25 protein-coding genes, 2 tRNA genes and 3 rRNA genes are annotated in these 24,934 nt (G+C 44.4%); 17 read left to right on the forward strand and 13 right to left on the reverse strand.

Translation table 11 applies throughout. The annotated features are described in order from the left end of the window. The first annotated feature begins 1 nt into the window (after position 1). The 11 genes from DXX93_RS15515 to DXX93_RS15570 all read left to right on the forward strand — a co-directional run bounded on the left by DXX93_RS15515 (position 2) and on the right by DXX93_RS15570 (position 7,066). Positions 2-415, forward strand: coding sequence for a GNAT family N-acetyltransferase (locus DXX93_RS15515; RefSeq protein ID WP_116008893.1), 414 nt, complete (start codon positions 2-4; stop codon positions 413-415). Positions 416-464: 49 nt separating this feature from the next. Next, positions 465-1,517, forward strand: coding sequence for a DUF2157 domain-containing protein (locus DXX93_RS15520; protein ID WP_116010000.1), 1,053 nt, complete (start codon positions 465-467; stop codon positions 1,515-1,517). Between the two features lie 27 nt (positions 1,518-1,544). After that, complete coding sequence (locus DXX93_RS15525) at positions 1,545-2,075, forward strand: AAA family ATPase (RefSeq protein ID WP_116008894.1); 531 nt, start codon at positions 1,545-1,547, stop codon at positions 2,073-2,075. A 118-nt stretch (positions 2,076-2,193) separates the two neighbouring features. Continuing rightward, the gene (locus tag DXX93_RS15530) at positions 2,194-2,694 is read left to right on the forward strand and encodes a CreA family protein (protein ID WP_116008895.1); all 501 of its coding nucleotides are present in this window, start codon (positions 2,194-2,196) and stop codon (positions 2,692-2,694) included. A 136-nt stretch (positions 2,695-2,830) separates the two neighbouring features. After that, complete coding sequence (locus DXX93_RS15535; protein WP_116008896.1) at positions 2,831-3,127, forward strand: hypothetical protein; 297 nt, start codon at positions 2,831-2,833, stop codon at positions 3,125-3,127. Positions 3,128-3,182: 55 nt separating this feature from the next. After that, positions 3,183-3,560, forward strand: coding sequence for a DUF3224 domain-containing protein (locus tag DXX93_RS15540; protein ID WP_116008897.1), 378 nt, complete (start codon positions 3,183-3,185; stop codon positions 3,558-3,560). A 152-nt stretch (positions 3,561-3,712) separates the two neighbouring features. Then, positions 3,713-4,135, forward strand: a complete 423-nt coding sequence (locus DXX93_RS15545; protein ID WP_116008898.1) for a gamma-glutamylcyclotransferase family protein — start codon at positions 3,713-3,715, stop codon at positions 4,133-4,135. 57 nt (positions 4,136-4,192) lie between these two features. Continuing rightward, a complete protein-coding gene (locus DXX93_RS15550; protein WP_116008899.1) occupies positions 4,193-4,636 on the forward strand; it encodes a YaiI/YqxD family protein in 444 nt (147 codons plus the stop codon). Between the two features lie 105 nt (positions 4,637-4,741). After that, positions 4,742-5,179, forward strand: a complete 438-nt coding sequence (locus DXX93_RS15555) for a GNAT family N-acetyltransferase (protein ID WP_116010001.1) — start codon at positions 4,742-4,744, stop codon at positions 5,177-5,179. A 303-nt stretch (positions 5,180-5,482) separates the two neighbouring features. Then, positions 5,483-6,259 carry a substrate-binding periplasmic protein gene (locus DXX93_RS15565; protein ID WP_181902237.1) on the forward strand — a complete coding sequence of 259 codons (777 nt, stop codon included), beginning with the start codon at positions 5,483-5,485 and terminating at the stop codon, positions 6,257-6,259. 132 nt (positions 6,260-6,391) lie between these two features. Next, on the forward strand, positions 6,392-7,066 hold the full coding sequence (locus tag DXX93_RS15570) for a nitroreductase family protein (protein ID WP_116008902.1): 675 nt from the start codon (positions 6,392-6,394) through the stop codon (positions 7,064-7,066). Positions 7,067-7,085: 19 nt separating this feature from the next. On the opposite strand, the gene DXX93_RS15575 is transcribed toward DXX93_RS15570, so the two are convergent. From DXX93_RS15575 to DXX93_RS15585, 3 genes are all read right to left on the reverse strand, one after another. Further along, positions 7,086-7,691 carry an acyl carrier protein phosphodiesterase gene (locus DXX93_RS15575; protein ID WP_147302703.1) on the reverse strand — a complete coding sequence of 202 codons (606 nt, stop codon included), beginning with the start codon at positions 7,689-7,691 and terminating at the stop codon, positions 7,086-7,088. A gap of 42 nt (positions 7,692-7,733) precedes the next feature. Then, positions 7,734-7,943, reverse strand: coding sequence for a hypothetical protein (locus DXX93_RS15580; RefSeq protein ID WP_116008904.1), 210 nt, complete (start codon positions 7,941-7,943; stop codon positions 7,734-7,736). A gap of 62 nt (positions 7,944-8,005) precedes the next feature. Next, complete coding sequence (locus DXX93_RS15585) at positions 8,006-8,353, reverse strand: ribonuclease E inhibitor RraB (protein ID WP_116008905.1); 348 nt, start codon at positions 8,351-8,353, stop codon at positions 8,006-8,008. A 400-nt stretch (positions 8,354-8,753) separates the two neighbouring features. Between DXX93_RS15585 and DXX93_RS15590 the strand changes: the two genes are divergently transcribed. Further along, the gene (locus tag DXX93_RS15590) at positions 8,754-9,731 is read left to right on the forward strand and encodes an RluA family pseudouridine synthase (protein ID WP_116008906.1); all 978 of its coding nucleotides are present in this window, start codon (positions 8,754-8,756) and stop codon (positions 9,729-9,731) included. Positions 9,732-9,815: 84 nt separating this feature from the next. Here DXX93_RS15590 and dapA read toward each other — a convergent pair whose 3' ends face one another. The 3 genes from dapA to DXX93_RS15605 all read right to left on the reverse strand — a co-directional run bounded on the left by dapA (position 9,816) and on the right by DXX93_RS15605 (position 12,497). After that, complete coding sequence (gene dapA / locus DXX93_RS15595; RefSeq protein WP_116008907.1) at positions 9,816-10,724, reverse strand: 4-hydroxy-tetrahydrodipicolinate synthase; 909 nt, start codon at positions 10,722-10,724, stop codon at positions 9,816-9,818. 34 nt (positions 10,725-10,758) lie between these two features. Further along, positions 10,759-11,142, reverse strand: a complete 384-nt coding sequence (locus DXX93_RS15600) for a hypothetical protein (protein WP_116008908.1) — start codon at positions 11,140-11,142, stop codon at positions 10,759-10,761. Positions 11,143-11,735: 593 nt separating this feature from the next. Beyond that, positions 11,736-12,497, reverse strand: a complete 762-nt coding sequence (locus DXX93_RS15605) for a DUF4097 family beta strand repeat-containing protein (RefSeq protein WP_116008909.1) — start codon at positions 12,495-12,497, stop codon at positions 11,736-11,738. A gap of 87 nt (positions 12,498-12,584) precedes the next feature. Between DXX93_RS15605 and DXX93_RS15610 the strand changes: the two genes are divergently transcribed. The 5 genes from DXX93_RS15610 to DXX93_RS15630 all read left to right on the forward strand — a co-directional run bounded on the left by DXX93_RS15610 (position 12,585) and on the right by DXX93_RS15630 (position 17,456). Continuing rightward, complete coding sequence (locus DXX93_RS15610; protein WP_116008910.1) at positions 12,585-13,871, forward strand: CinA family nicotinamide mononucleotide deamidase-related protein; 1,287 nt, start codon at positions 12,585-12,587, stop codon at positions 13,869-13,871. Positions 13,872-14,028: 157 nt separating this feature from the next. Next, complete coding sequence (locus tag DXX93_RS15615) at positions 14,029-14,355, forward strand: hypothetical protein (RefSeq protein WP_116008911.1); 327 nt, start codon at positions 14,029-14,031, stop codon at positions 14,353-14,355. A 42-nt stretch (positions 14,356-14,397) separates the two neighbouring features. Beyond that, positions 14,398-16,086: a DUF342 domain-containing protein gene (locus tag DXX93_RS15620; RefSeq protein WP_116008912.1), complete on the forward strand. Its 1,689-nt coding sequence runs from the start codon at positions 14,398-14,400 to the stop codon at positions 16,084-16,086. Between the two features lie 16 nt (positions 16,087-16,102). After that, on the forward strand, positions 16,103-16,903 hold the full coding sequence (locus tag DXX93_RS15625; RefSeq protein ID WP_258872685.1) for a YggN family protein: 801 nt from the start codon (positions 16,103-16,105) through the stop codon (positions 16,901-16,903). Between the two features lie 148 nt (positions 16,904-17,051). After that, positions 17,052-17,456 carry an ExbD/TolR family protein gene (locus DXX93_RS15630; RefSeq protein ID WP_116008914.1) on the forward strand — a complete coding sequence of 135 codons (405 nt, stop codon included), beginning with the start codon at positions 17,052-17,054 and terminating at the stop codon, positions 17,454-17,456. 7 nt (positions 17,457-17,463) lie between these two features. On the opposite strand, the gene DXX93_RS15635 is transcribed toward DXX93_RS15630, so the two are convergent. From DXX93_RS15635 to DXX93_RS15665, 7 genes are all read right to left on the reverse strand, one after another. Continuing rightward, complete coding sequence (locus tag DXX93_RS15635) at positions 17,464-17,862, reverse strand: hypothetical protein (protein WP_116008915.1); 399 nt, start codon at positions 17,860-17,862, stop codon at positions 17,464-17,466. Between the two features lie 509 nt (positions 17,863-18,371). Beyond that, positions 18,372-18,486, reverse strand: a 5S ribosomal RNA gene (gene rrf / locus DXX93_RS15640). Between the two features lie 106 nt (positions 18,487-18,592). After that, a 23S ribosomal RNA gene (locus DXX93_RS15645) occupies positions 18,593-21,469 on the reverse strand. A gap of 352 nt (positions 21,470-21,821) precedes the next feature. Next, a tRNA-Ala gene (locus DXX93_RS15650) sits at positions 21,822-21,897 on the reverse strand. A gap of 72 nt (positions 21,898-21,969) precedes the next feature. Continuing rightward, positions 21,970-22,046, reverse strand: a tRNA-Ile gene (locus DXX93_RS15655). Between the two features lie 131 nt (positions 22,047-22,177). Then, a 16S ribosomal RNA gene (locus DXX93_RS15660) occupies positions 22,178-23,734 on the reverse strand. The 16S, 23S and 5S rRNA genes sit together here with 2 tRNA genes alongside, the layout of an rRNA operon. A 722-nt stretch (positions 23,735-24,456) precedes the next feature. Further along, a complete protein-coding gene (locus DXX93_RS15665) occupies positions 24,457-24,918 on the reverse strand; it encodes an LPP20 family lipoprotein (protein ID WP_116008916.1) in 462 nt (153 codons plus the stop codon). Between the last annotated feature and the right edge of the window lie 16 nt (positions 24,919-24,934).

The following is a 24,934-nucleotide window of genomic DNA, read 5'->3' on the forward strand; positions in this document are numbered from 1 at the left end:
CATGAACTACACAATTACCGAAAATCCCCCCAAACTTGAAGACTTTATAGCCTTACGCACCAAAGTTGGTTGGGGAAACACAGACCCCTTGCTTGCCCAAATGAGTTTAGACAATTCACTGTATCACTTGAGCGCTTATCAAAATAATCAGTTAATTGGTATGGTGAGACTCGTTGGTGATGGCGCACTGTTTTTCTATATTCAAGACTTAGTGGTAGCACCAGTATTTCAGCAAACAGGCGTAGGAAAAGCGTTAATGACCAAACTAGAGCAACACCTAGCTAAAGTAGCCAAGTATGGAGCAACAATTGGCTTATTTAGCGCGCAGGGCAAAGAAGCGTTTTATCACCAGTACGGTTATGTTGAACGAACAGGAGAGCCTTTAGGTTTAGGCATGTGTAAGTTTGTTAGCTAGCGCAAACAAGGGCAGCGCTAGCTCAATACCACCTAGGAAATAGCTTATGATAAAAATTAATCAACAACAGCTCAATCAAGCAGTTAAACAGCATATTATCAGCGCGCAACAAGCAGATGAGCTGTATTCCTTTTTAAGTGCGCAGCAAGCCCATATCGCGCAATTTACATTTACCCATGTGCTGTACTATTTTGGTGGTTTAATTGCCATTGGTGCCATGAGTTTGTTTATGACCTTAGGTTGGTCGACTTTTGGTGGTGCTGGCATTCTCGCGATTTCGCTTGCCTACGCGGCTATTGGCTTGTGGTTAACACACCGTTTCGCCAATAAACAGCTAATTATTCCCGCTGGTATTTGCGCTACTTTTGTCACTTGCTTGACGCCTTTGGCAGTATTTGGCTTGCAGCAGTGGTTAGGATTTTGGCCAAGCGATACCAACTATCGCGACTATCATAGCTACATTCATTGGCACTGGCTTTATATGGAGCTTGCCACCTTAGCAGTAGGTACCATGATCGCATGGCGCTATCGATACCCGTTTTTGGTGATGCCTATTGCCGTAACACTGTGGTACTTAACCATGGACTTGAGCGTTATGATCGTCGGTGGCAATAGTTATGACGCAAGCTGGGAGCTGCGCAAAATGGTATCTATGTATACCGGATTACTGATGCTTGGGTTGGCATTCTGGATTGACATGCGCACACGAGCAACAAGCCCGCTGAGCCAACAAGACTATGCCTTTTGGATTTACTTATTCGGCGTTATCGCTTTTTGGGGTGGATTATCACTGCAAAACTCAGACAGTGAGCTGGCAAAGTTTGGCTACTTTATCATCAACTTGGTGATGATCGGCCTTGGTGTTTTGCTGGTGCGACGGGTCTTTGTTGTGTTTGGTGCGTTTGGCAGCTGTATTTACCTTGGCCACTTGGCGCATAGTGTGTTTGAAGACAGCTGGCTATTCCCTATCGTGCTATCAGTGATCGGACTACTGGTGATTTACTTAGGTGTGTTATGGCAAAAACATGAACAAGCCATTAGCCAAGGTGCACAGTCCATATTGCCTAAAGCACTACAACAATTGCTGGCCAGTAAACGATAAACCGCACTCATGCTAAGGTTCAAAAAGATGCAACGCATTGTCGTCATCGGCTCTAGTTGCAGCGGTAAATCGACATTTGCCCAGCAATTGGCTGAAAAGCTGAATGTCACCTACGTGGAATTAGATGCGCTGCATTGGCTGCCTAACTGGCAAGAGCGATGCGATGATGAATTTCGCCTGCTTGTCAAAGACGCAGCCAATAAAACAGACTGGGTAATTGATGGGAATTACGCTGTTGCTCGCGATCTACTCTGGCCTCGTGCAACCACCATCATTTGGCTAAATCACAGTTTTACGCGGGTGCTTTATCGCGCTATTTGCCGCTCCATCATGCGCGCAGCGACCAAGCAACGATTGTTTGCAGGTAATGTCGAAACGTTTAGGCAGAGCTTTTGCTCAAAAGACTCCATTATTTGGTGGGTGTTAACCACCTTTCACGCCAAACGCCGAAACTATCAAAAATTACTCGCCAAAGCGGCAGAGCAAGGTACAACTATTGTTGAATTAACTGACCAAAAGCAGGTTGAGGTTTTTTTCGCCACACTCAACAAACGTTAGTAGTTACCGGTTAACCATTGGACACGCGTTTTTTTGGGCAGAAGTTTTCTTAAATTTATTATAAGGTTAGGTTGAGTTAAGTAAAAAGCAGCCAGTAAGCTATCAGACGGAGAGAATCATGAAAAAACAACTAGGCGTACTCGCCCATAAAGCCGTATTGGCAACGGCATTCGCAGTCGCGCTAGCAGGCTGCTCAGACAACGAGGTTGGTGATGTCTCGCTGGGTTTATTTACCCTCAAAGACATTAAAATTTCATCGCTGCAAGATGAAGTGGTTACTGGCGTAACCTGTCATATTGCTTCCATTGAGGCTGATTTAAGCTTGTCTGATCCCAGCGATAGCTCTATTTCTTGTCGCCAAACGGGCGATATTACGCCAGCCATGATTGCCCAAATTGATCAATCGCCTTCTGGCGAAGTGGTATTTCGCCAATCAAAAAGTATCTTCTTCAAAACCATGAAGGTACGCAGAATTTACGATCCCAAAAACCAAACACTGCTTTATTTATCGTACACCACGAAAGAAACCGAAGGTAGCTTTAAGCACAGCCTGTCAACTGTGCCTTTATGGGGCACACAGGCATATATTGAGCCTACGGCAAATAAATCAGCAAACTGATACGGATAAAAGAGCATCAGTACATGGGGCTAGCGAAAAGGACTTTGCCAAAGTCATTTTGTCAAGGGACACTGGCACATGACTATCAAGTCAAGATTAATTGACGAGCTAGAAAATTGATTTGACGAGAACTTTTATGAGCGCGGAAATTTTTATTCTCTTTTTAAACCTAGCAATAGTACTTGTCGCCTATTGCTCTGTTTATCCAAAACTCGCCGGTAACAATGCAAACCGCATTGCGTTGTTTGATCTTATTGCCAGTGGCTTTGCCTTGTTTGTCGTCGGCAGTAAATACTGGGGAACAGGTGAACAATTTACTTTATTGTTTTTGGATACAAACTGGTTTTGGTTCACTTTGATTTGCTATGGCCTAGTTGAAGCGCCAATTGCCTACTGGTATATCAAAAAGCACAAGGTCAATCTGTATGAATAAGAACTTATTCCGTTAACCCCAAAACTCTCATCACAAAAAACAGGGAACAACTCGCATGACAGCAACAGGTAGCTTTTCGGTAAAACTAGACCCACAACAAGACAGAAAAACGCCAGCAGGTCGAATGCTGATTAGCAAAGTGTATTCTGGTGATATCGTCGGTACTGGCATTGGCCAAATGATTAGCAAACGCACTGAAAGCGGCAATGCCGTTTATTACGCAATCGAAGAAGTAAGTGCCAGCCTTGCGGGCAAAAAAGGCACCTTTACACTGCTGCATTCTGGTGTCATGTCCGTGCAAGGACAGCAGCTTTCAATCCAAGTGATGTCTGGCTCTGGCACAGGTGAATTAGCTGGTATCTCAGGCGATTGTATTATCGAACAAAAAGACGGCGAGCATTTTTATCAGTTCAACTATCATTTTACGAATTAAACTAAGCCATATGTTGATCACTCGTTATAATCTGGCCGTTAAGTTGTGAGCTTTGGCGATTCAATGCATTAATTAAAAACTATGCGCGTAACTAAGCAGATCGCTAGGCATATACTCAGACAAATACCGAGACAAAACATAAGGCAGTAACTATGGCATCGACTCAGCAAACCGCTTCATCAATCACCTGTGAGCATCGTTTATTTGTCTACGGAACACTAGCCCCCGGTAAACCCAATGAACACATACTTGCTGATGTCACCGGAGAATGGCAAACAGGTACCGTGACTGGTACGCTATACGAAGAAGGCTGGGGCGCGGCCATGGGATACCCAGGGATAGTGCTTAACAAACAAAGTCACAACAGCACATATGATGCCAGCATCACCAGCAAAATTGATGAACAGGATGAACAAGTGACAGGTCAGGTATTTACGTCAATTGCACTACCTGAGCACTGGCAACGGTTAGACGAGTTTGAAGGCGTTGGTTACCAGCGTGTCGCAACACAAGTACAACTTGCCAATGGCGAAATCGTCAGCGCCTACATTTATACCTTAGCTAAGCAAATGTGAACTCACTAAGCCTACAGCAATTGAAACCGATAAAACTGCACAATATCAGGAATGACTATGAATATTTGGGTTGATGCCGACGCCTGCCCTGTCGCCATCAAAGAAATTATCTTCCGCGCCGCCGAACGCAAACAGTTAATGACCACGTTAGTGGCAAACCACAGTATGCGCACACCGAATTCTAAGTATGTGCGTTTACTGCAAGTATCATCGGGGTTTGATGTTGCCGACAATGAAATTGTCGCCCGTTTAACCGCAAATGATTTAGTGATCACCAGCGATATCCCCTTGGCAGCGGAAGTCATTGAAAAAGGTGGACAAGCGCTAAGCCCGCGCGGCGAATTGTTTACCCAATCTAATATTAAAGCGCGCCTTAATGTCCGAGACTTTATGGATACCATGCGCGCAAGTGGTGTACAAACGGGTGGGCCACCAGCATTAAGCCAGCAAGATAAAAAAGCGTTTGCCGATCATCTCGATCGCATTTTAAGTAAATGTTAAAGCAACTATTACTTGCGTGGAAGACAAGCCTAACTGACCAAACTTTACAGCGAATAGGCTGCGCAGTTTACACAACATAAGACAAGACAATAAATGGACGAATTCATGGAAAGAAAAATCGAGATAGCACTTGCACAAACACCCTCAGGTATTGCCAAAATAGCCCCAGTGTTGAACCAATTACGAACGCAGTACAGTGAGGATAGCCTTATTGAAAAGATCAGCCAACTACAACTAACAGGCTACCAAATTGCGTATGCACAGTGCGAAGGTGAAGTGCTTTGCGTTGCTGGCTTTGTTGTGGGTGAAAGTCTTGCTTGGGGCAAACACATTTATATCAACGATCTTGTCACCAACGAGCAATATCGCGGTAGCGGCGCTGGCAGCGCGTTACTCACTTGGTTAAAAAGCTACGCAAAAGCGAATAATTGCCAGCAAATACACTTAGACTCTGGCGTTCAACGCTTTGCCGCACATCGCTTTTACCTCAACAACGGGTTTAATATCGCCAGCCATCACTTCTCTATTACGGCACTTGATTGAGCTTCACCTGCCATTTGCCAAACTCATATATAGCTGAAGTAGCATGAAGGTATCACGAATAACTTCGTGATACTGCAGAGGCAATAGGTATTATGAATAACGCCATTTCCGATAAACGTTCTACTAATAGATTAGTAGTGAATTTATTTTTAAAGCGCTGCTCACCTTCAACTAAGTAATTGTCACAAAAAGCTTTTTGGATAAAAAACAAATACCAGTAATCACCAACTTTTGGGTTTAGTTGGTAAAAACTTCGTGCTAGATTAATGACTAAGCAATTAATCAAAGGGCGACATTAAACCAGTGTCAGTTAAGGCAACTTTATATCTAGTACTATGTTGTTGGCTATCAGTAGCGCTACCAACCCATGCCAAGCAAGCAGACACATTAATCATTAATATCGCCAATCCTATACAAGCGTACCCTCCTTATCACTGGCAGGAAAATGGTGAAATAAAAGGACTCGTGCCCGATATTCTTGAAGCCGCCGCGGCAATCGCCGGAGACAATATTGAAATAAATTATGTGCCTGTTCCTTGGCTACGAATGTTTTCACTGGCACAAAATGGCGATATAGATGCCATTCTTCCGGTGAGTTTTAACCAAGAGCGCGCCAATTACTTGCACTTTGTACCAGAAAGCATAGTGATGGAGCGCATGAACTTAGTGTCTTCATCGGCCTTCAATATAGATTTTAACGGCGATTTATCTGCGCTTTCAGGTTATCAGGTGGCGGGGATCACTGGCTACTATTACGGCGAAGCCTACACCCAAGCTAATTTGAAAACCCTAGGACTTGCCAATGAAGAAGAGCAAGTGGCAATGCTACTTGCAGGAAAAGCGCCGTTAGCCTTGATGGACACCAATATATTACCTTACTACGTGAACAAGCTTGGCGGAGAACGAGAGCACCAAATTCGCATTCTAGAGCCACATCTATACGAGGCGCCTCTGCACTTGGCATTCGCGAAAAATGGCCGCTACCCCGAGTTTGTCGAACGCTTTAATGTTGCGCTGGCGAAATTAAAATCGACGCCCGACTATCAGAATATTTTGCAAACGTATCTAAGCCAAGAATAAATCAATTGAGTTAATAAAGTCGCAATTTACTCACTCTTTAAGCACTTAATTCATGTGATGAAAGCTAAACAAACATACTAAGGTCTTGTAAAGTTAAGCGACTTTTTGAAAAATTTAGTGACTGTATAGACCATGAAAGAACACGATTGCTCCCCCCTGACCGACTTTATTGAATACCCTGCCGAGGAGATGTTAAGTCGCTCTGCTGACTTCTACGACAACATTAAACGCCGTCATAGTATTCGTAAATTTAGCGACCGACCGGTTGCTCGTGAAGTGATAGAAAACTGTATTAAAGCTGCGGGGACCGCGCCAAGTGGTGCCAATCATCAACCATGGCAATTTGTTGCCATTTCTGATCCTGAAATAAAGCGCCAAGTACGTGAACAAGCAGAAAACCACGAACGCGGTTTTTACAGCGGGCGCGCGGGTGAAGAGTGGTTAGAAGCATTAAAACCACTCGGGACTGATGACCAAAAACCTTACTTAGAAATTGCCCCTTGGTTAATTGCGATTTTTAGCGAGAAAAAAGGCGGCATTACTAAAGGTGAAGAGAACACTAACTATTACGTGCATGAATCTGTTGGTATTGCCACAGGCTTTCTCATCAATGCCCTACACAATGCTGGTTTAGCAACGTTAACGCACACGCCAAAACCGATGTCATTTTTAAACAAAATTTGTCAGCGTACTGACAATGAGCGCGCCTATATGCTGTTGATCGCTGGCTACCCTGCCGACGATGCGACCATCCCGCATCACGCCACGGTGAAAAAGTCGCTCGACGATATCGCAACGTTCTTATAACGGTTAGTTTTTATCGCAATTAGCGCAATTTGTAGCGTTCACTTAGGGTGAGCGCTTCTTGCTCGACAAAGCTCATTAATTCAGGGAAAAACGCAACAAACGCTTGCTCATAGTGTGCCATCGCAGGCATGACTTCTTGGGCTGCACCTGACAGCTTATTTTCAAAACGAATACGCCGACTCACCCCGTTAATCGCGCCACCAATTGATGATGGCATCTGATAGCCAACTAGCCAGTCCCCTGCAATCATTCGATTCACCATAATGACCATCTTTTCTGGCATATGTGCTTGATAGTCAGCCAGCTCCTGATACCTAAGCTGTGCGAATTCGTTCAGTGAAATATCGCTAAAGTGTCGCCACTGTCTTGCCAGTAAATGATCAAAGACAATGTCATTAATGATCCCTGCAAAGCGTTTGCGTGCTGGTGATAACAAAGACTTCAACGCCGTAACTTGTGGGTGGTGATCGGTAAATTTATCAATGGCACGGTGCAGGTACACTCCTTGGCGAACTTCGTCGGGCAAGTAATCAAGCTGATTTCCCTTAACGAAGTCCCCCATTAAATTTCCCACGCGAATCGCAGGATTATCAGGCGAGAGAAATAAATGCGCAAGATAATTCACAGTATCCCCAGTAGCGTAAAATTAGGCTTGGCTAGCTAAAGACTAGCTAATATCAAGCTCAATATCAGTACAGCCTTTAGCACAACCGACTTTCGCACTTCGCGTATCAGCCGCAGGGGCAAAAGTAACTGGCTGCTGACAGGCTTTGCAGGTAATCACTTTGCCAGCCAGCACTTTTTTAATGATCGACTTTTGATCGTTATACGATCGTTTACTATTTTGTTGCAGTGTTTTTAATGAAGATAAGTCCATGGTTATATTGCCTTTGCGCTGATTGGTATCTATTGGCGCCAATTGTCACCCAAGTACCTTGTTTAGTTGGCATCAACTTGGCAATACCAACCGTCAAACTGACCACCAAACGCTGGGCAGTGCTCTTGCAGCAAGGCTTGGTATGCAACGATGTTTTCATAACTTAGCGGCATAAAGGGGTATGCGGTTATCTCCCAAGGCAACTCGGGATTGGCTTGAAATGGACTAAAGGATAACTTCTGGCCATTTTCTAATAGCATGTGGCCAAATTTAAGCGCTTGCTCTTGAGTTGGAAAAATCACCGAGAACTCCACTTCGTGCTCTAAGGATAAATCAGTCCCTTGGTTTTGCAATTGCCACAAGGCATTACCAATATCGTCTTGGGGAAAAAGGGTTAAATCTCTAGTCATTTATTACTTCCTGGCGAACGTGCACCGTTTACTGTGAGGCTATTTTCTGCGAGGCCAATGGTGTCGCAGTATCTTTTATACCAATCCGCATAAATAAATGTTCACTCAGCTTGAGATAAAACGCTTTAATGCAAGGCGCATGTTTGCCCGTCATAGTTATTCTATTTCAAGAGCATGCAACACCGCAGTAAAGTGTTTTAGCCAAGCCCTTAGGGAGCTTTTCAGCGGCTCAATTACGGCGCAAAATTTTCTGGATGTAGAGTAACTATATCGGCAAAAACTTTTCTTGTACTTGAACCGCTGAAATAGCTCTGAGTTGAGCATATTATTATGCGGATTGGTATTACATGTTAATATTGGGCATTATGGTTATATTTAAACGCTAACGCATTATTTTTCTGTGTCACCACTCGAACTGCACCTACAACATCAAGGCGAGCCCGCCTCAGCATTATCCATTCTTAGCCAATCAACTGAGCTCAGTAATGCTCAATTAAAGGCTGCGATTGGCAAAGGGGCTTTATGGTTAGAAAAGCCCACTAAGCCATCATCAGATAAAAAAAACTCAGATAAAGCACGTGCTAGCAAAAAAAATGGCGGCGTACAGCGTTTAAGGCGAGTGAAAAAGCCCATAAACGCAGGGGAAACCCTGCATTTTTATTACAACGAGGAAGTACTGGCACAAGCGCCACCAGCGGCGCAGTTAATTGACGATCAGCAAAGTTACAGCGTATGGTTCAAACCTAGCGGTATGCTCTCGCAAGGCTCAAAATGGAGCGACCACTGTACCATTACGCGCTGGGCGCAGCTGCACTTGCCTAACGAACGCCCCTGCTTTTTGGTGCACCGCTTAGATAGAGCGACTTGTGGCCTTATTCTAGTCGCCCATACGAAAAAAGCAGCGCAAGCATTCACACAGCTATTTGAACAGCGCAAACTCACCAAGCAGTATGAAGCGATGTTAGACGTATCTCAGTCTTCACTTGCCAGCCAAGTTACCATTAATGAGCCAATAGATGGGAAAAAAGCGATCAGCCATTTCAGTGAAATTGCGGTTGATCGCAATCGTAATATTGGCCATTACCTTGTTGATATTGAAACGGGTAGAAAGCATCAAATTCGCAAACATGCCTTAATGCTAGCTAGCCCGATAATCGGCGATAGACTCTACAATTCCCCCCATAGTGCTGACGGCACTGCCAACACACAAGCCCAAGATAAAGTTCAAATGAATACCGCACCGAGTTTTGATGTTGATCTGCAACTTTGTGCAACAAGGCTAGCATTTACTTGCCCGCTAACCGATAAAGCACGAGATTATCAAACACCGGATGAATTCAAGCTGTCACTCACGGCCTTTCAATCGGCAAGCAAATAATTAAATAAATCAGAAACTCAATAAGGTAGGAATGACTGGCAAAGCGCATTTAAACACTTTGCCAGTTTAAAGATCATAATGTTGTTAATAACAGTAATTAAAGTCGTTATCTGCAAGTAGGTTTAGCTTATCACCAACGCGCTTATCGGCGTCAATCTCAGCCAACAATACCAAACCTTGTTCACGTTGTGCTTGAGTAAGGGCTTGGTAAGGTAAACGGAAGTTAGGGTTCACCGCGCCTGTCATCATCAATGCGGTATTGATTGCAATAGGATTAGGTTCGCAGAAGAGCCAGCCCATTAGCGCTTGTAACTGCTGGTTCAGCTCAGCGTTAGGCTCATCCATCAGTGTTCGCATCAATTCAGGCACTATATTTGACGTAACAGAAATAACACCGTGAGATTTGTATTGATGACGACCATCAAAACTTTCATCGTCATTACCCGACCAACATGCAATTCCGCGCGCTTCGTAATAAGCGATACGGTCATTACCCGTACATTCTTTGACGCCAATAAAATGCTTGTGCTCTGCCAAAGGTTCAATAATTTCAGGCGTTAGATCTTGACCTGTTCGACCTGGCACGTTGTAAATAAACGCAGGGCCAATATCGAGTACTTTGCCAAAGTGAACACCGACACCAGCATCAGACGTTCGGCCATAATACGGATTAATTTGCAGTGCAGCGTCCATTCCTGTCGCAAAACCGTTCTCAGTCGCCTTAATCGCTTCACGCGTGTTATTACTGCCCGTGTTACCAACGATCAACAGGCGCTCACCAAACTTATGGGCGCTATGGGCAATTAACATCAGGTGCTCTTCCCAGCTTAACAAGTGCCCTTCACCTGTTGTGCCACCGACAATAATGCCATCCACACCTGCGCTAATTTGGCGCTCTACAAGCTTGTCATAAGTATCTAAATCAATATCTCCGTGCTGATCAAAAGGGGTTTTTACTGCGGTGATCAAACTGGCTTGGTTTAGCGATTTCATGACTCTTTTTACCTATCGTTTTTCGTTGATGTAATTAACAGTGGCCGATGTTATCAATTACCCGTTTTAGGATAAAGGACTCTTTTGAGATAAGGTGCTGATACGTAAAGCTATCAACGCTCAATTGTGTCACTTGATAAGCATGATAGTTATCGGCGTTATTGAGATCTGCTGCATAGAGCTTTTCTTCAACCACTTCATTTTTGGTGATGGTAAAATGGACATCGCCAACTAGCCCCCAGTCCCCCATTTCAATAATTTGTTCAATGACTTCCCCTTTTGGCGACATCGTCATAAAACAGAATTCAAAACTGCCATCAGGGAAAAATTCAGCGTGTTCAACAAATGGATTACCTTGGTCGTCTTGGCAATTTCGCACCCATTGGCCAATTAACTGGTCTCGGTTAAATTGGTTCATCAAGTTTTCTCAATTATCTTGTACTTCTGTTTTAATTTTGCCACAAGTTCTGCGTTATCACGTAAAAAAGCGTAAAATTTGTTAATAAGTTCTGGTTGTTGAATAAATGAAAGGTGATAGGCGTATTACTGGTGGAAAATTCCCTCAGCTAAGACGATAGCTCCCACGCGATTTAATTTTTTAAGTACAGCGTTTTTCACGTTGGAATCTATGTTAGTAACGCTAGCATTACCTGTGAGCACGCGGCGTTGACTCTTTTGATTTGAATTTGGCGCTATTACAGCCCACAGACTATCGCTTTGTGCTCAAGCATTGCCGAGCCGCCATTACACTAAAAAGCCAATGCCTAGCATTAGGTGCTTGAGCATAAATTTATAAGGTAACACTCGCTTAACCGTACTGAGCGAGTGAGTAAAGCAAGCGCGTAACAACAACCGCCCCTTACTAAGCAGGTGTGTGCTAGCGGACGCGGCTTTACGATGGCTAGAAGCTATGGCTAGGAGCTACAGCTCAGGTTAAAGCTCAGCGGCTCTTAACTTGGTTGTTAATTAGCTTGGCTATTTCGTTGCCGAGCTAAGTAACTGCCAGCTCAGTTAGTTGCTAAGTACTTTAATACTGCCATTGACACTATCTAGCGACAGTTTAGCGGTCGCATTACCAATAACGCCTTTCATTTGCTTGCCGCTAAATAAGTTCTTATCAACCTTTAAGCCAAAGTCATTTTTGATACTGCCGTGCATGGTTTCAGCATCGACTTTTATTTGCGCATCTGCCGGCATGTATACTTTGATACTGCCATTAACAGTCTTGATCTTTACTTTTATGACCTGCTCAAGATTAACGAAATTTGCCGTTACACTGCCGTTAACCGAGTTTAACTTGCTGTTGCCGCTTAGCCCTTGTGCGTCAATTGAACCATTAACTAAATCGGCATCGATTCGGCCATTGACATCACTAATGGTCAAAGAGCCATTAACTAAATCCACTTCCGTATCATCAACAAGTGTTGGCAATTTCACCGAATAGTTCACTCTGCCAGAACTATAGCCTTTTCCCCATTTGCTTTTTTTATATCGAGTTTCCACCATCACTTCGTTGTCACGCTGCTCCATGAGCACTGCAATATCATCAAGCTCGCTTTCGCTATCGGCGAGCAAAGTGGCAACTACTTCAATTTGATCGCCGTCTGTATGCCCTACATCAACACGCCCATTAATATTTTCTAACGAAAATTCTGTACCTTGTTCAACAGTGAATACTTGCTCTATTACCTTACTTTCTTGAGCAAACGCAGGAGCAGAAATAAGTGCGTAAACTAATGATGTTGCGATTAATTTAGTGTTTAAGGTTTCCATGTTGATGTCCTTAGATTTATTATCTGGGCTATTGTTAAAAGCTTAGACGTGATAACCACTTAAAAAGGTTTAAAGGAAGCATATCAAATGTTGAACATTCAGCTACTACTGACGGGAAATGAGTTAATGTCTGGCGATATTGTCGATAGCAACTCAGCAATGATTGCACAATCACTCGCTAAACTGGGGTTAGCAGTAAAACGCAAAGTTGCCGTGTCTGATGACATCACCGATCTGATTGATGAAATAACCGCCATTAGCCAAAAATCCGATGTATTGATCGTCAATGGCGGCCTAGGTCCAACAGTTGATGATTTAACCGCAGAAGCGCTTGCTCAAGTCGCTAACGTCCCCATTACTCAACATCCACAAGCGTTAACGCATATTACCCAGTGGTGTGAGCAGCGTAACTTTAAGCTAAATGCGCCAAACCTCAAGCAAACCATGCTACCTGATGGCTGTGACATTATTGCCAACCACTTGGGCAGTGCAGTAGGTTTTCATATGCAACTTAACGGCTGTGACATTTATTGTACGCCTGGTGTCCCCAAAGAATTACAGCTAATGCTCGATCGAGAGCTCATACCAAGCATAGAAAATTTACTCCCCGAAGTTAGCCACCACCATGTTTCACGTTATCAGGTTTTTGGTATTGGTGAGTCGACACTGCAAAAGTTGGTTGACGAACAAATTGAAGACTGGCCAGAAACGGTTGAGTTAGGCTTTCGCGCGTCAATGCCCTTACTTGAGTTAAAACTGACTTCCAAAAGTGCCCAAGCTAAGCAAGACAAGGCAGATTGTTTTGAAAAGATCAAAGCACTACTAGGTGACCATTTAGTTGCCGAGATAACAGAGACACCACTGACTTTTGGTGACCACCTACAAACCTTATTACGCACCCAAAACAAAAAGATTACCTTTGCCGAGTCTTGTACTGGCGGCATGCTAGCCAGCAGCATGACAAGGGTTGCCGGTTCTTCTGCGGTATTTGACGGTAGCTTTGTTAGCTATGCCAATGGCCAAAAAGAGGCCATGCTTGGGGTCAACCCCGAAACGCTCGCACAACACGGCGCCGTGTCTGAACAAACTGTGATTGAAATGGCCAATGGCGCGCTAGACAGAACCAATGCAGATATCGTCGTTGCTGTATCAGGCGTCGCCGGCCCAAGTGGAGGCACCGAAGACAAACCTGTTGGCACGGTATGGCTGGCTTGGGGCACTAAGTCAGCACTGCAAAGTGTTTGTTTGTTTATTCCGGCAAACCGCTACTATTTTCAGCACTTCGTTACCGCTATAGGTTTGGATCTAGCAAGGCGATTATTGTTGACGAGCGCAGAGATGCCAAGATACTTAATCGAACGCCAAAAAAGCTAACTAATACAAGATATAACCGCCTTAAAATTTGCGTGTTGTAGCAAAAATTAATATATTCAAAGAAAGCTATTCTGCCTTCCTTTGTTGCTAACAATTCATTTACAATTAAGTGTATTTTATGTAACGAACTGGCTGCCTAATAGATGAGGAAAGCATTTTGATCGAAAAAAATTACATCACGAGTGGAAGAAATACCATTATCCACAAAGTGAGAAAAATTGACCTAATTATAACTAATGGTTCACACACTACTATCATTGTTAGTCACCGTGGTATAGGCGTGTACAAAGGGGTAGTACCTCGTAAAAAATCTGACGCCAAAAAAGCGTACCAAGAAGTGATCGATGTTGGCTCGATTGATGTGTTTGGCGAAGAGAAAAAATTACTTTTTATTCAAGCTTTAGACAACAAAGAGTACAAAATCGACTATACCAAGGAGGGTACCTCAAACTTTATTAAAATCCATCAAGAAAACTATTTTTAACAATAGCTTAGTTAGCTTGATTAGTTGCCGTAAGGGATAAGAATGACCAAAGCAAGTTTATTGGCGAACACAAAAGACAATATAGACTTACTTTTAACGCCACTAAAAGGCGGCGATACTATCAATGAAGCAACTATTAAAGGATTAATTCAAGCGTCAGAGTTCACCGCACTTTTTGTTAATGCAGCTAACATCAAGAATGCCTTGGCTGAACTCGACTCGGTACTCAAGCCCCTGGAAGAGGGGCAGTCCGGGCGGGAGATTCGCTACGAAATACTGACGCGCAAAGACGCGACCATCACAATTCAAATCGGCAGCGAAGAAATGTCTGCCGAAGCAGAAATCACTTCTGCTATGGGTGGAGCGCACCTAACTGCAAAAGCCATTCTAGACGCAGCAAAAGCAGCAGGTGTCAAAAAGGGGTTTAGCAAAGAAGACCTGCTCAAACTTGCCCATATGGCAGCCAAAGCCGAGCCAGGCACACTAGTCAAACACGCTATTGCTGCTGGTCGCGAAGCCGTTAATGGCAAAGACGCTCGTATCAAGCCACTTGTTCAAAGCGCGCAAGAGCGAATATTACGCCCTAAAAAGCAAGAGGACGGACGCGTTGATATGCGCGATCTAGGCGATATTATATGCGTCAGAATTGGTGAACCTCTAGCGAAGAAAATACCGTTAACGCAAGGGATTAAAGGCTACACTGTCACCGCCACCCCACTCCTGCCAGAGCCAGGACAGGATGCGCTGCTGACTCCAGGTGAAGGCACAGTTGTCAGCCCTAAAAATGAAAATGTCCTTATTTCCACTAAAGTCGGCCTACCTAAAATTATCGACAATGGAATGGAAGTGGATGAAATTTACAAAATCAGCAACGTCGATGTAGGCTCTGGACATATTGACTTTCAAGGGAGTGTAATCATCGACGGTGACGTCAATGAGGGCATGAAGGTTAAGGCGACGGGCGATATAACCATTGGTGGCTTTGTCGAGTCTGCACAGTTGACTGCTGGCGGAGACATCACGATTGCCAGTGGTATTATTGGCAAAAAACAAGATCTAGATGGCCAAGACAGTGATATCCGCGATTTCAAAATGAGTGCAACAATTCGTGCCGTTGGCAACCTATTCGCCAAATATTGTCAGTACGCCGACATTCAATGTAACGGAAATATACGGATTGAAAATCAGCTGATGCATAGTTTAATTGATGTCGGTGGCGTACTTTGGGTGGGCGAAGAAGACAAAGCTAACGGCAAATTGATTGGCGGACTTGTTAGCGCATCGTCGTCTATCCACGCGGGCATTGTTGGTGCGACCGCTGGCAGTAAGACTTTGATTAACTTCGAGAAGCCGCTAGCAGAGTTTGTTCAGCAGCTATCAGAAATTGATGAACGCTTTGCAACCGAAGACGAAACAACGACTGAGCTTCAAGCAGCCACTAAAAAACTAAAAAAACTGCCACAAAATGAGCAAACAAAAGCTATGCTGCAAAAAGTTGTTACCACTTATCAGTTTCATGCCAAACAAATGGGTGAGATACTGCTAGAAAAGGAGCAACTTGAAACCCAACAGCAAGCATTTATGACCTCGGTTTACCTTGAAGCGACAGAAAAGCTATACCAAAGCGTAGAGATAGCAATTGGTGAATTCCAAGAGCGAACGAAACGTGAGTTTCCAGCGAGTAAAATGCGATACAAGGATCGTAAAATCATCATAGATCCAATTGTATAATTTGAGTAAGAATACCTTGAATGCAAAATATCCCCTAATTGCAGGCCTTATTGCCTCATCACTTTATGCCACTGATGTGTATGCAGAGCATTGCAACGTTAACTTTAATTACGGCGTGATTATTGAACCTAATCACGTAAGAATTTTAGATAATGGCCAAACTTACGTTCAAATCAACGATGATAGCCAACTATTTGTTCGAGGCAGAGAAGTCGCCCTCGAATCCCATCAGACAGCCCTTGTCAGCGACTTTAGCAAAGGAATACGCAGTCAAGTACCAGAAATAGTCTTTATTGCCATAGAGGGGGTAGAAATTGGCTTAAAGGCTGTCAATAAAGTTATCGGTGGCCTTACGGGTGAAAACAGTGCTTCTCATAGAAAGTTACAAGAGAAGTTTGACGATATGCAGATGAGGCTCCGTAAAAAATTCAACCACAGTGATAAAAGCTATTATATCGCCCCACAAGATTTTGACGATTTCGATGAAATTTTTGCAGGTGAATTCGAGCAAGAAATTGAAGAAATAGTTTCAGAGTCTATTGGGACTATTTTAATGGCTGTGGGTGAAGCCATGGCTAATCGAGATGAAGACACTATTGAGCAGCGCGTTAGCACATACGACGACAAACTTGAGCACATGGGAGAAGAGCTGAAACTAGAGATCGGTACTCGTGCAAACCGACTAGAGCAAAAAGCTGAGCAGTTTTGCCAAGCCCTAGCTGACCTTGATCAGGTTGAAGCGCAAATGCAACTCACTATTTCAGCCTTAAACGAGTTCAACTTAATTTCATCTCAAAGACACTCGCATAGCGAATAGCCCAAATTAAAAAGCAGCTTTATCGCTGCTTTTTTGTTTCTTTGTTTTGAAATAAGTTGTTACCTAATCTTTAGTAGCGATGTTGATTATTTTCATCTAGGGTTTATTAAACGCAGATAATTTATATAAAAAACATAAGGAAGGCGTAATGAGCAAAAGAAGAAGACACGACCAAGAAAATGAAGCTGATGTTGACATGACTCCCATGCTAGACATCGTATTTATCTTACTCATCTTTTTTATCGTTACAACTTCATTCGTGAAAGAGCTTGGTTTAGAGGTCACTAAACCTAAATCCAACAAATCGCCATCTAATGCAAATCCTACAATTGTTGTCAGTATTTCAGATTCTGGTGTGGTTAACTTTAATGGGAAGTTAGTAGATATTGAACGCCTACCAGCCCGTATTGAGAACTTTCTTGCAGAGAACTCGACAACAACAGCTATCCTTATTCCCTCAACCGAAACAAGGCATGCTGATGTGGTTAATGTCATTGATCAGATAAAAACGTTTGATGAATTAACGATAGCATTTGGTAAATCTGAACGCTGATAACAAGTCAAATGACGGTATATTGTTGCAATTGTTGTTGAGCTAGTATTTCAGCTTCTTGCTTACTCTGAACGATTTCAAAGGGTTGATATACATCATGAGCAGATTGCAACATATACTCGACAAGGCTTTTCGGTAGAATAAATACAACGTAAATACAGCTGTTGTCTTTTGCCCATCTTTGAAGTCTAGTGAGTTCTGCTGTCACTTCACTACCACCTCCCTCAAATTCAGCTAAATCAACAATACGCGCCCAAGGGGAGCTCAACATCCTTTGCGCTTGATTTTTTACGGCTTGTGAATATCTCTCTGTTCCCTCTTTATTCCATACACCAAGCATCTGTGTATAAAGACATTGTCCCTCTGTGCGGATGTAAAACTGACCGTGAGCTAAAAACTGGTTCACTCTAACACTCTTAAAATACGCTTAAAAACCATAATTTATTAATAGATAAAATGGTCGATACAACTTTAGTGTAAAGAATATAGTCGATCAACAATACAATGTCGCCCGTTTTGTCAAAACCGTATTGCAATTCATTATGTGCCTAAAAACAAGGGTCTTTGATGATACTTATCAATATTAACAACCAGAGAAACAACAAATTAACTGGAGTCTATCAAATAGTCCAATAAGCTGAGAGAGCAAGCTCTCTGATAAGCTTTAATGTCATGGATGATCAAGAGCGGTCACTTCTGCCTTTTTGTGGCAAGAGCGCCCCCCTAAATGGATGTAGGTGATTAGGACAACGCACAACTAAATGGATTTAGAAGGTAGAGCGAAGCAGGAAGCCAGAGCCGAGGGAGCAGTTATCGAGGGTTCAGGTGGTGCTACAACGCTATTGTCGCTAGGCAGTGTTTTTAAATAGCTCACACGAAAAAACCCCTGTCATCAGACAGGGGCTTAAAATAGATGACTGGCAATGACCTACTCTCACATGGGACCTCCCACACTACCATCGGCGCAGTTGCATTTCACTTCTGAGTTCGGCATGGGATCAGGTGGTACTACAACGCTATTGTTGCCAGTCGAAAACGTTACAATCTAGAAAGCTATTTTTAATATATCGTTTTTAATTCAAGATACTGAGTACGTGAATGTGTTTTGTCAGTCTACAAAACCATTTGGGTGTTGTATGGTTAAGCCTCACGGGCAATTAGTATCAGTTAGCTCAAGGCCTCACAACCCTTACACACCTGACCTATCAACGTCGTAGTCTCCAACGACCCTTCAGGGACCTTAAAGGCCCAGTGAGAACTCATCTCAAAGCCTGCTTCCCGCTTAGATGCTTTCAGCGGTTATCAGTTCCGAACGTAGCTACCCGGCAATGCTTCTGGCGAAACAACCGGAACACCAGAGGTTCGTCCACTCCGGTCCTCTCGTACTAGGAGCAGCCCTCTTCAATTCTCAAACGCCCACGGCAGATAGGGACCGAACTGTCTCACGACGTTCTAAACCCAGCTCGCGTACCACTTTAAATGGCGAACAGCCATACCCTTGGGACCGACTTCAGCCCCAGGATGTGATGAGCCGACATCGAGGTGCCAAACACCGCCGTCGATATGAACTCTTGGGCGGTATCAGCCTGTTATCCCCGGAGTACCTTTTATCCGTTGAGCGATGGCCCTTCCATACAGAACCACCGGATCACTATGACCTGCTTTCGCACCTGCTCGACGTGTCTGTCTCGCAGTTAAGCTGGCTTATGCCATTGCACTAACCGTACGATGTCCGACCGTACTTAGCCAACCTTCGTGCTCCTCCGTTACGCTTTGGGAGGAGACCGCCCCAGTCAAACTACCCACCAGACAGTGTCCCCAACCGAGATTATCGGCCTAGGTTAGAACATCACGCATACAAGGGTGGTATTTCAAGGTTGGCTCCACTCACACTGGCGTGCAAGTTTCAAAGCCTCCCACCTATCCTACACATGTAGGAGCAATGTTCACTGTCAAGCTATAGTAAAGGTTCACGGGGTCTTTCCGTCTAGCCGCGGGTATACGGCATCTTAACCGCAATTTCAATTTCACTGAGTCTCGGGTGGAGACAGTGTGGCCATGATTACGCCATTCGTGCAGGTCGGAACTTACCCGACAAGGAATTTCGCTACCTTAGGACCGTTATAGTTACGGCCGCCGTTTACCGGGGCTTCGATCATGAGCTTCGCAGAGCTAACCCAATCAATTAACCTTCCGGCACCGGGCAGGCGTCACACCGTATACGTCATCTTTCGATTTTGCACAGTGCTGTGTTTTTAATAAACAGTTCCAGCCACCTGGTTACTTCGACCGACCTCAGCTTAGGGAGCAAGTCCCATCACCAGAGCCGGCGTACCTTCTCCCGAAGTTACGGTACTATTTTGCCTAGTTCCTTCACCCGAGTTCTCTCAAGCGCCTTAGTATTCTCTACCTAACCACCTGTGTCGGTTTGGGGTACGGTTCCTTTATATCTATGCTTAGAAGCTTTTCCTGGAAGCAGGGCATCAACAACTTCAACGCCGTAGCGTCTCGTCTCGACTCTCAGCCTTAGAAACCCGGATTTGCCTAAGTTTCCAGCCTACAATCTTTCACATGGACAACCAACGCCATGCTTGCTTAGCCTTCTCCGTCCCTCCATCGCAATATAAAGAAGTACAGAAATATTAATCTGTTTCCCATCGACTACACCTCTCGGTCTCGCCTTAGGGGCCGACTTACCCTGCCCTGATTAACATGGGACAGGAAACCTTGGTCTTTCGGCGAGGGGGTTTTTCACCCCCTTTATCGTTACTCATGTCAGCATTCGCACTTCTGATACCTCCAGCATGCTTCTCAACACACCTTCAACGGCTTACAGAACGCTCCCCTACCACTTGAGCAAAAGCTCAAATCCGCAGCTTCGGTGCATAGTTTAGCCCCGTTACATCTTCCGCGCAGACCGACTCGACTAGTGAGCTATTACGCTTTCTTTAAAGGATGGCTGCTTCTAAGCCAACCTCCTAGCTGTCTATGCCTTTCCACATCGTTTCCCACTTAACTATGACTTTGGGACCTTAGCTGGCGGTCTGGGTTGTTTCCCTCTTCACTACGGACGTTAGCACCCATAGTGTGTCTCCCGGATAGTACTCATTGGTATTCGGAGTTTGCAAAGGGTTGGTAAGTCGGGATGACCCCCTAGCCTTAACAGTGCTCTACCCCCAATGGTATTCGTCCGAGGCTCTACCTAAATAGATTTCGGGGAGAACCAGCTATCTCCCGGCTTGATTAGCCTTTCACTCCGACCCACAGGTCATCACCGCATTTTTCAACATACGTGTGTTCGGTCCTCCAGTTGGTGTTACCCAACCTTCAACCTGCCCATGGGTAGATCGCCGGGTTTCGGGTCTATACCCTGCAACTGAACGCGCAGTTAACACTCGCTTTCGCTACGGCTCCCCTAATCGGTTAACCTTGCTACAGAATATAAGTCGCTGACCCATTATACAAAAGGTACGCAGTCACCCTAAGGCTTCCACTGCTTGTACGTATACGGTTTCAGGTTCTATTTCACTCCCCTCACAGGGGTTCTTTTCGCCTTTCCCTCACGGTACTGGTTCACTATCGGTCAGTTAGGAGTATTTAGCCTTGGAGGATGGTCCCCCCATGTTCAGTCAACATTTCACGTGTGCCGACCTACTCGATTTCACTTATGTTTGTCTTCGTGTACGGGGCTATCACCCTGTATCGCCAAGCTTTCCAGCTTGTTCCACTAACGCCCATAAGCTTAAGGGCTAATTCCCGTTCGCTCGCCGCTACTAAGGAAATCTCGGTTGATTTCTTTTCCTCGGGGTACTTAGATGTTTCAGTTCTCCCGGTTCGCCTCAATAAGCTATGTATTCACTTATTGATAGTGCCTTATGGCACTGGGTTTCCCCATTCAGAAATCCTAGGTTATAACGGTTTTTATCACCTTACCTAGGCTTATCGCAGATTAACACGTCTTTCATCGCCTCTAACTGCCAAGGCATCCACCATATACGCTTAGTCACTTAACCATACAACCCCAAATAGTTTTACTTATTTAAGTCATCAAGAGACAAGCCTTGATGCTAATGTATGACTGACATTTTCACGTACTCAATCAAATGAATGATTGGAGTATGCTTGAATTAGATTGAAATAAGATAAGGAAAAATCTTATTTCAGGTTTGATGCTTACAGCGCGACACTGTAATCATCATTCGAATATCCCACTCTTACGAGTGGTATATTCGGGATATATATCAGCTTTCCAAATTGTTAAAGAACTCAATTTAAGACGCATTCGCTTAAATCGTGGTTAAAAAAACCAAATTAAATATTACTCATCAGTAAGCTTTAATTTGGCTTCTTGCTCTTGTGAAGAAGTGGTGGAGCTAAGCAGGATCGAACTGCTGACCTCCTGCGTGCAAGGCAGGCGCTCTCCCAGCTGAGCTATAGCCCCATCGATTGGGTAACCTACTAACGTAGATCTGGGTCGACTTGAAAACAAAGGGCCAATGTCACTGACGTGAATTGGTAGGTCTGGGCAGACTTGAACTGCCGACCTCACCCTTATCAGGGGTGCGCTCTAACCAGCTGAGCTACAGACCTATTTCAAGATCTTACTTCTTCATTCATCGTTATCAATGCAATGTGTGTGAACACTCAAGGTACATGGATGTACCTGTGTCGACTCGACAGGATGTCTGACTTGTCGACCCATAATGTGTCTTACTTCAAGATAAGGAGGTGATCCAACCCCAGGTTCCCCTAGGGTTACCTTGTTACGACTTCACCCCAGTCATGAATCACAAAGTGGTGACCGTCCTCCCTAAGGTTAAACTAGCCACTTCTTTTGCAACCCACTCCCATGGTGTGACGGGCGGTGTGTACAAGGCCCGGGAACGTATTCACCGCGACATTCTGATTCGCGATTACTAGCGATTCCGACTTCATGGAGTCGAGTTGCAGACTCCAATCCGGACTACGACGTACTTTCTGGGATTCGCTCCACCTCGCGGTCTTGCTGCCCTCTGTATACGCCATTGTAGCACGTGTGTAGCCCATCCCGTAAGGGCCATGATGACTTGACGTCGTCCCCACCTTCCTCCGGTTTATCACCGGCAGTCTCCTTAGAGTTCCCGACACGACTCGCTGGCAAATAAGGATAGGGGTTGCGCTCGTTGCGGGACTTAACCCAACATTTCACAACACGAGCTGACGACAGCCATGCAGCACCTGTCTCACAGTTCCCGAAGGCACGAAACTATCTCTAGTAACTTCTGTGGATGTCAAGGGATGGTAAGGTTCTTCGCGTTGCATCGAATTAAACCACATGCTCCACCGCTTGTGCGGGCCCCCGTCAATTCATTTGAGTTTTAACCTTGCGGCCGTACTCCCCAGGCGGTCAACTTAGCGCGTTAGCTACGCTACTCACGTTTCAAGAACACAAACAGCTAGTTGACATCGTTTACGGCGTGGACTACCAGGGTATCTAATCCTGTTCGCTCCCCACGCTTTCGTGCCTCAGCGTCAGTATCTGTCCAGGTGGCCGCCTTCGCCACTGATGTTCCTTCCAATCTCTACGCATTTCACCGCTACACTGGAAATTCCACCACCCTCTACAGTACTCTAGTCAAACAGTTCCAAATGCAGTTCCGAGGTTAAGCCCCGGGATTTCACATCTGGCTTATCAAACCGCCTACGCACGCTTTACGCCCAGTAATTCCGATTAACGCTCGCACCCTCCGTATTACCGCGGCTGCTGGCACGGAGTTAGCCGGTGCTTCTTCTGTCGCTAACGTCACAGCTAGCAGATATTACCTACTAACCTTTCCTCACGACTGAAAGTGCTTTACAACCCTAAGGCCTTCTTCACACACGCGGCATGGCTGCATCAGGGTTTCCCCCATTGTGCAATATTCCCCACTGCTGCCTCCCGTAGGAGTCTGGGCCGTGTCTCAGTCCCAGTGTGGCTGATCATCCTCTCAAACCAGCTAGAGATCGTCGCCATGGTAGGCCATTACCCCACCATCTAGCTAATCTCACTTGGGCTAATCTTTTGGCACGAGGTTCCGAAGAATCCCCCGCTTTGGTACTTCTCTTACGAAAAGCACATTATGCGGTATTAGCAGTCGTTTCCAACTGTTGTCCCCCACCAAAAGGCATATTCCCAAGCATTACTCACCCGTCCGCCGCTCGACGCCAAAGGAGCAAGCTCCTCTTCGTTTCCGCTCGACTTGCATGTGTTAAGCCTGCCGCCAGCGTTCAATCTGAGCCATGATCAAACTCTTCAATTAAAATCGTTTGTGAAGACACTTTCCTAAGAAAGGCTTCGGCTCAATGAATTCTGTACAAATAAAACTTATAAAAAAGTAGTTTTTGCATGAGTTCACTGAGTTAATTTTTGCAAGCTCGAAACTTGCTTATTTGTAAAATCAACATCATGTGAATGCTCACACAAATTGCATGATAACTAATTGTTAAAGATGCCTACACGAAGTAGGTATACCGAACCGCTCCTCTTAAAACATTAAGGGATGAACGTTTTGTTCGGTGCGAGTTAACAATCGCATTCGTTGTTAAACCGCTTACTCTCTCGTTGAGAGCGGATGCGCATTTTACGCTTCCTAGTTTTGATGTCAACAACTTTTTGAAAAAATCTTACTTGTTTTTAAGTGAGCCATTTTTCTAAGTTATCTGACCCGTTTATTTAGTACATTCACTAACTAAACTTATCAAAACTGAGCTTTCGTCGTCCTGACTCGCTCTAATAAGTATTTCCTATACAAAACATCAACGGGCTGCCCCGTGGAAGTGGATGCGCATTTTAGAGATTTTTAGCTGGGCGTCAACACCTTTTTGAAAGTTTTTTGATATTTTTATTAATTCGATTCATTCTTGCGCAAGCCGCTTACTTATCAAACAAAACCCCTGATAAGCCAGTAGATATAAATACTAAAAAAGCCGTATTAGCTTATTTTAAGGCTAATACGGCTTATCAATAAGAAGGTATTAATAATTAGTAATAGGTGACGTCTTTAATTTCTTGTTTTCTCGCCGACGCAATATAAATATCGTAAACATCTTTAAAGTCGATACTTAGCTCAGTTGCATAGGTATCACCAACGGGGTAACTCTTCACGACTTTTGCCCCTCGAATAACACCGTGAACTGACGCTTTGAGTTGATGATTTTCGATGAGTAAGTCGCCCATGGTCATATTAGAGGCAACTTGTTGACCATATACCTGTTCAGCCAATTCCGCATAGGCGGCAAGTTTTGAAGCTTTAATGGCCATTAACATACGTTGCGTTTCATGCGTCGATTTTTGCAAACTAATTGGCGCATAACCCACTGCAGTGACAACAGGAAACACTTCTGGCTTAACTGGTTGCCATTGCACGTGCTTGTCATAAATAGATGTGCAAGCTGACAAACAAATGACAGCAATGACTGAGGTGACAATATTGACGATTTTCATAAGCTACCTACAACTC

The sequence above is a fragment of the Thalassotalea euphylliae genome (genome assembly GCF_003390335.1).
Classification (GTDB): domain Bacteria; phylum Pseudomonadota; class Gammaproteobacteria; order Enterobacterales; family Alteromonadaceae; genus Thalassotalea_F; species Thalassotalea_F euphylliae_B.

What these genes read in the sequence shown, in the direction of transcription:
- DXX93_RS15515 (WP_116008893.1), top strand. Translation starts at nt 2, where the DNA reads ATGAACTACACAATTACCGAAAATCCCCCCAAACTTGAAGACTTTATA.
- DXX93_RS15525 (WP_116008894.1), top strand. Translation starts at nt 1,545, where the DNA reads ATGCAACGCATTGTCGTCATCGGCTCTAGTTGCAGCGGTAAATCGACA.
- DXX93_RS15530 (WP_116008895.1), top strand. Translation starts at nt 2,194, where the DNA reads ATGAAAAAACAACTAGGCGTACTCGCCCATAAAGCCGTATTGGCAACG.
- DXX93_RS15535 (WP_116008896.1), top strand. Translation starts at nt 2,831, where the DNA reads ATGAGCGCGGAAATTTTTATTCTCTTTTTAAACCTAGCAATAGTACTT.
- DXX93_RS15540 (WP_116008897.1), top strand. Translation starts at nt 3,183, where the DNA reads ATGACAGCAACAGGTAGCTTTTCGGTAAAACTAGACCCACAACAAGAC.
- DXX93_RS15545 (WP_116008898.1), top strand. Translation starts at nt 3,713, where the DNA reads ATGGCATCGACTCAGCAAACCGCTTCATCAATCACCTGTGAGCATCGT.
- DXX93_RS15550 (WP_116008899.1), top strand. Translation starts at nt 4,193, where the DNA reads ATGAATATTTGGGTTGATGCCGACGCCTGCCCTGTCGCCATCAAAGAA.
- DXX93_RS15555 (WP_116010001.1), top strand. Translation starts at nt 4,742, where the DNA reads ATGGAAAGAAAAATCGAGATAGCACTTGCACAAACACCCTCAGGTATT.
- DXX93_RS15570 (WP_116008902.1), top strand. Translation starts at nt 6,392, where the DNA reads ATGAAAGAACACGATTGCTCCCCCCTGACCGACTTTATTGAATACCCT.
- DXX93_RS15580 (WP_116008904.1), bottom strand. Translation starts at nt 7,943, where the DNA reads ATGGACTTATCTTCATTAAAAACACTGCAACAAAATAGTAAACGATCG.
- DXX93_RS15585 (WP_116008905.1), bottom strand. Translation starts at nt 8,353, where the DNA reads ATGACTAGAGATTTAACCCTTTTTCCCCAAGACGATATTGGTAATGCC.
- dapA (WP_116008907.1), bottom strand. Translation starts at nt 10,724, where the DNA reads ATGAAATCGCTAAACCAAGCCAGTTTGATCACCGCAGTAAAAACCCCT.
- DXX93_RS15600 (WP_116008908.1), bottom strand. Translation starts at nt 11,142, where the DNA reads ATGAACCAATTTAACCGAGACCAGTTAATTGGCCAATGGGTGCGAAAT.
- DXX93_RS15605 (WP_116008909.1), bottom strand. Translation starts at nt 12,497, where the DNA reads ATGGAAACCTTAAACACTAAATTAATCGCAACATCATTAGTTTACGCA.
- DXX93_RS15610 (WP_116008910.1), top strand. Translation starts at nt 12,585, where the DNA reads ATGTTGAACATTCAGCTACTACTGACGGGAAATGAGTTAATGTCTGGC.
- DXX93_RS15620 (WP_116008912.1), top strand. Translation starts at nt 14,398, where the DNA reads ATGACCAAAGCAAGTTTATTGGCGAACACAAAAGACAATATAGACTTA.
- DXX93_RS15630 (WP_116008914.1), top strand. Translation starts at nt 17,052, where the DNA reads ATGAGCAAAAGAAGAAGACACGACCAAGAAAATGAAGCTGATGTTGAC.
- DXX93_RS15665 (WP_116008916.1), bottom strand. Translation starts at nt 24,918, where the DNA reads ATGAAAATCGTCAATATTGTCACCTCAGTCATTGCTGTCATTTGTTTG.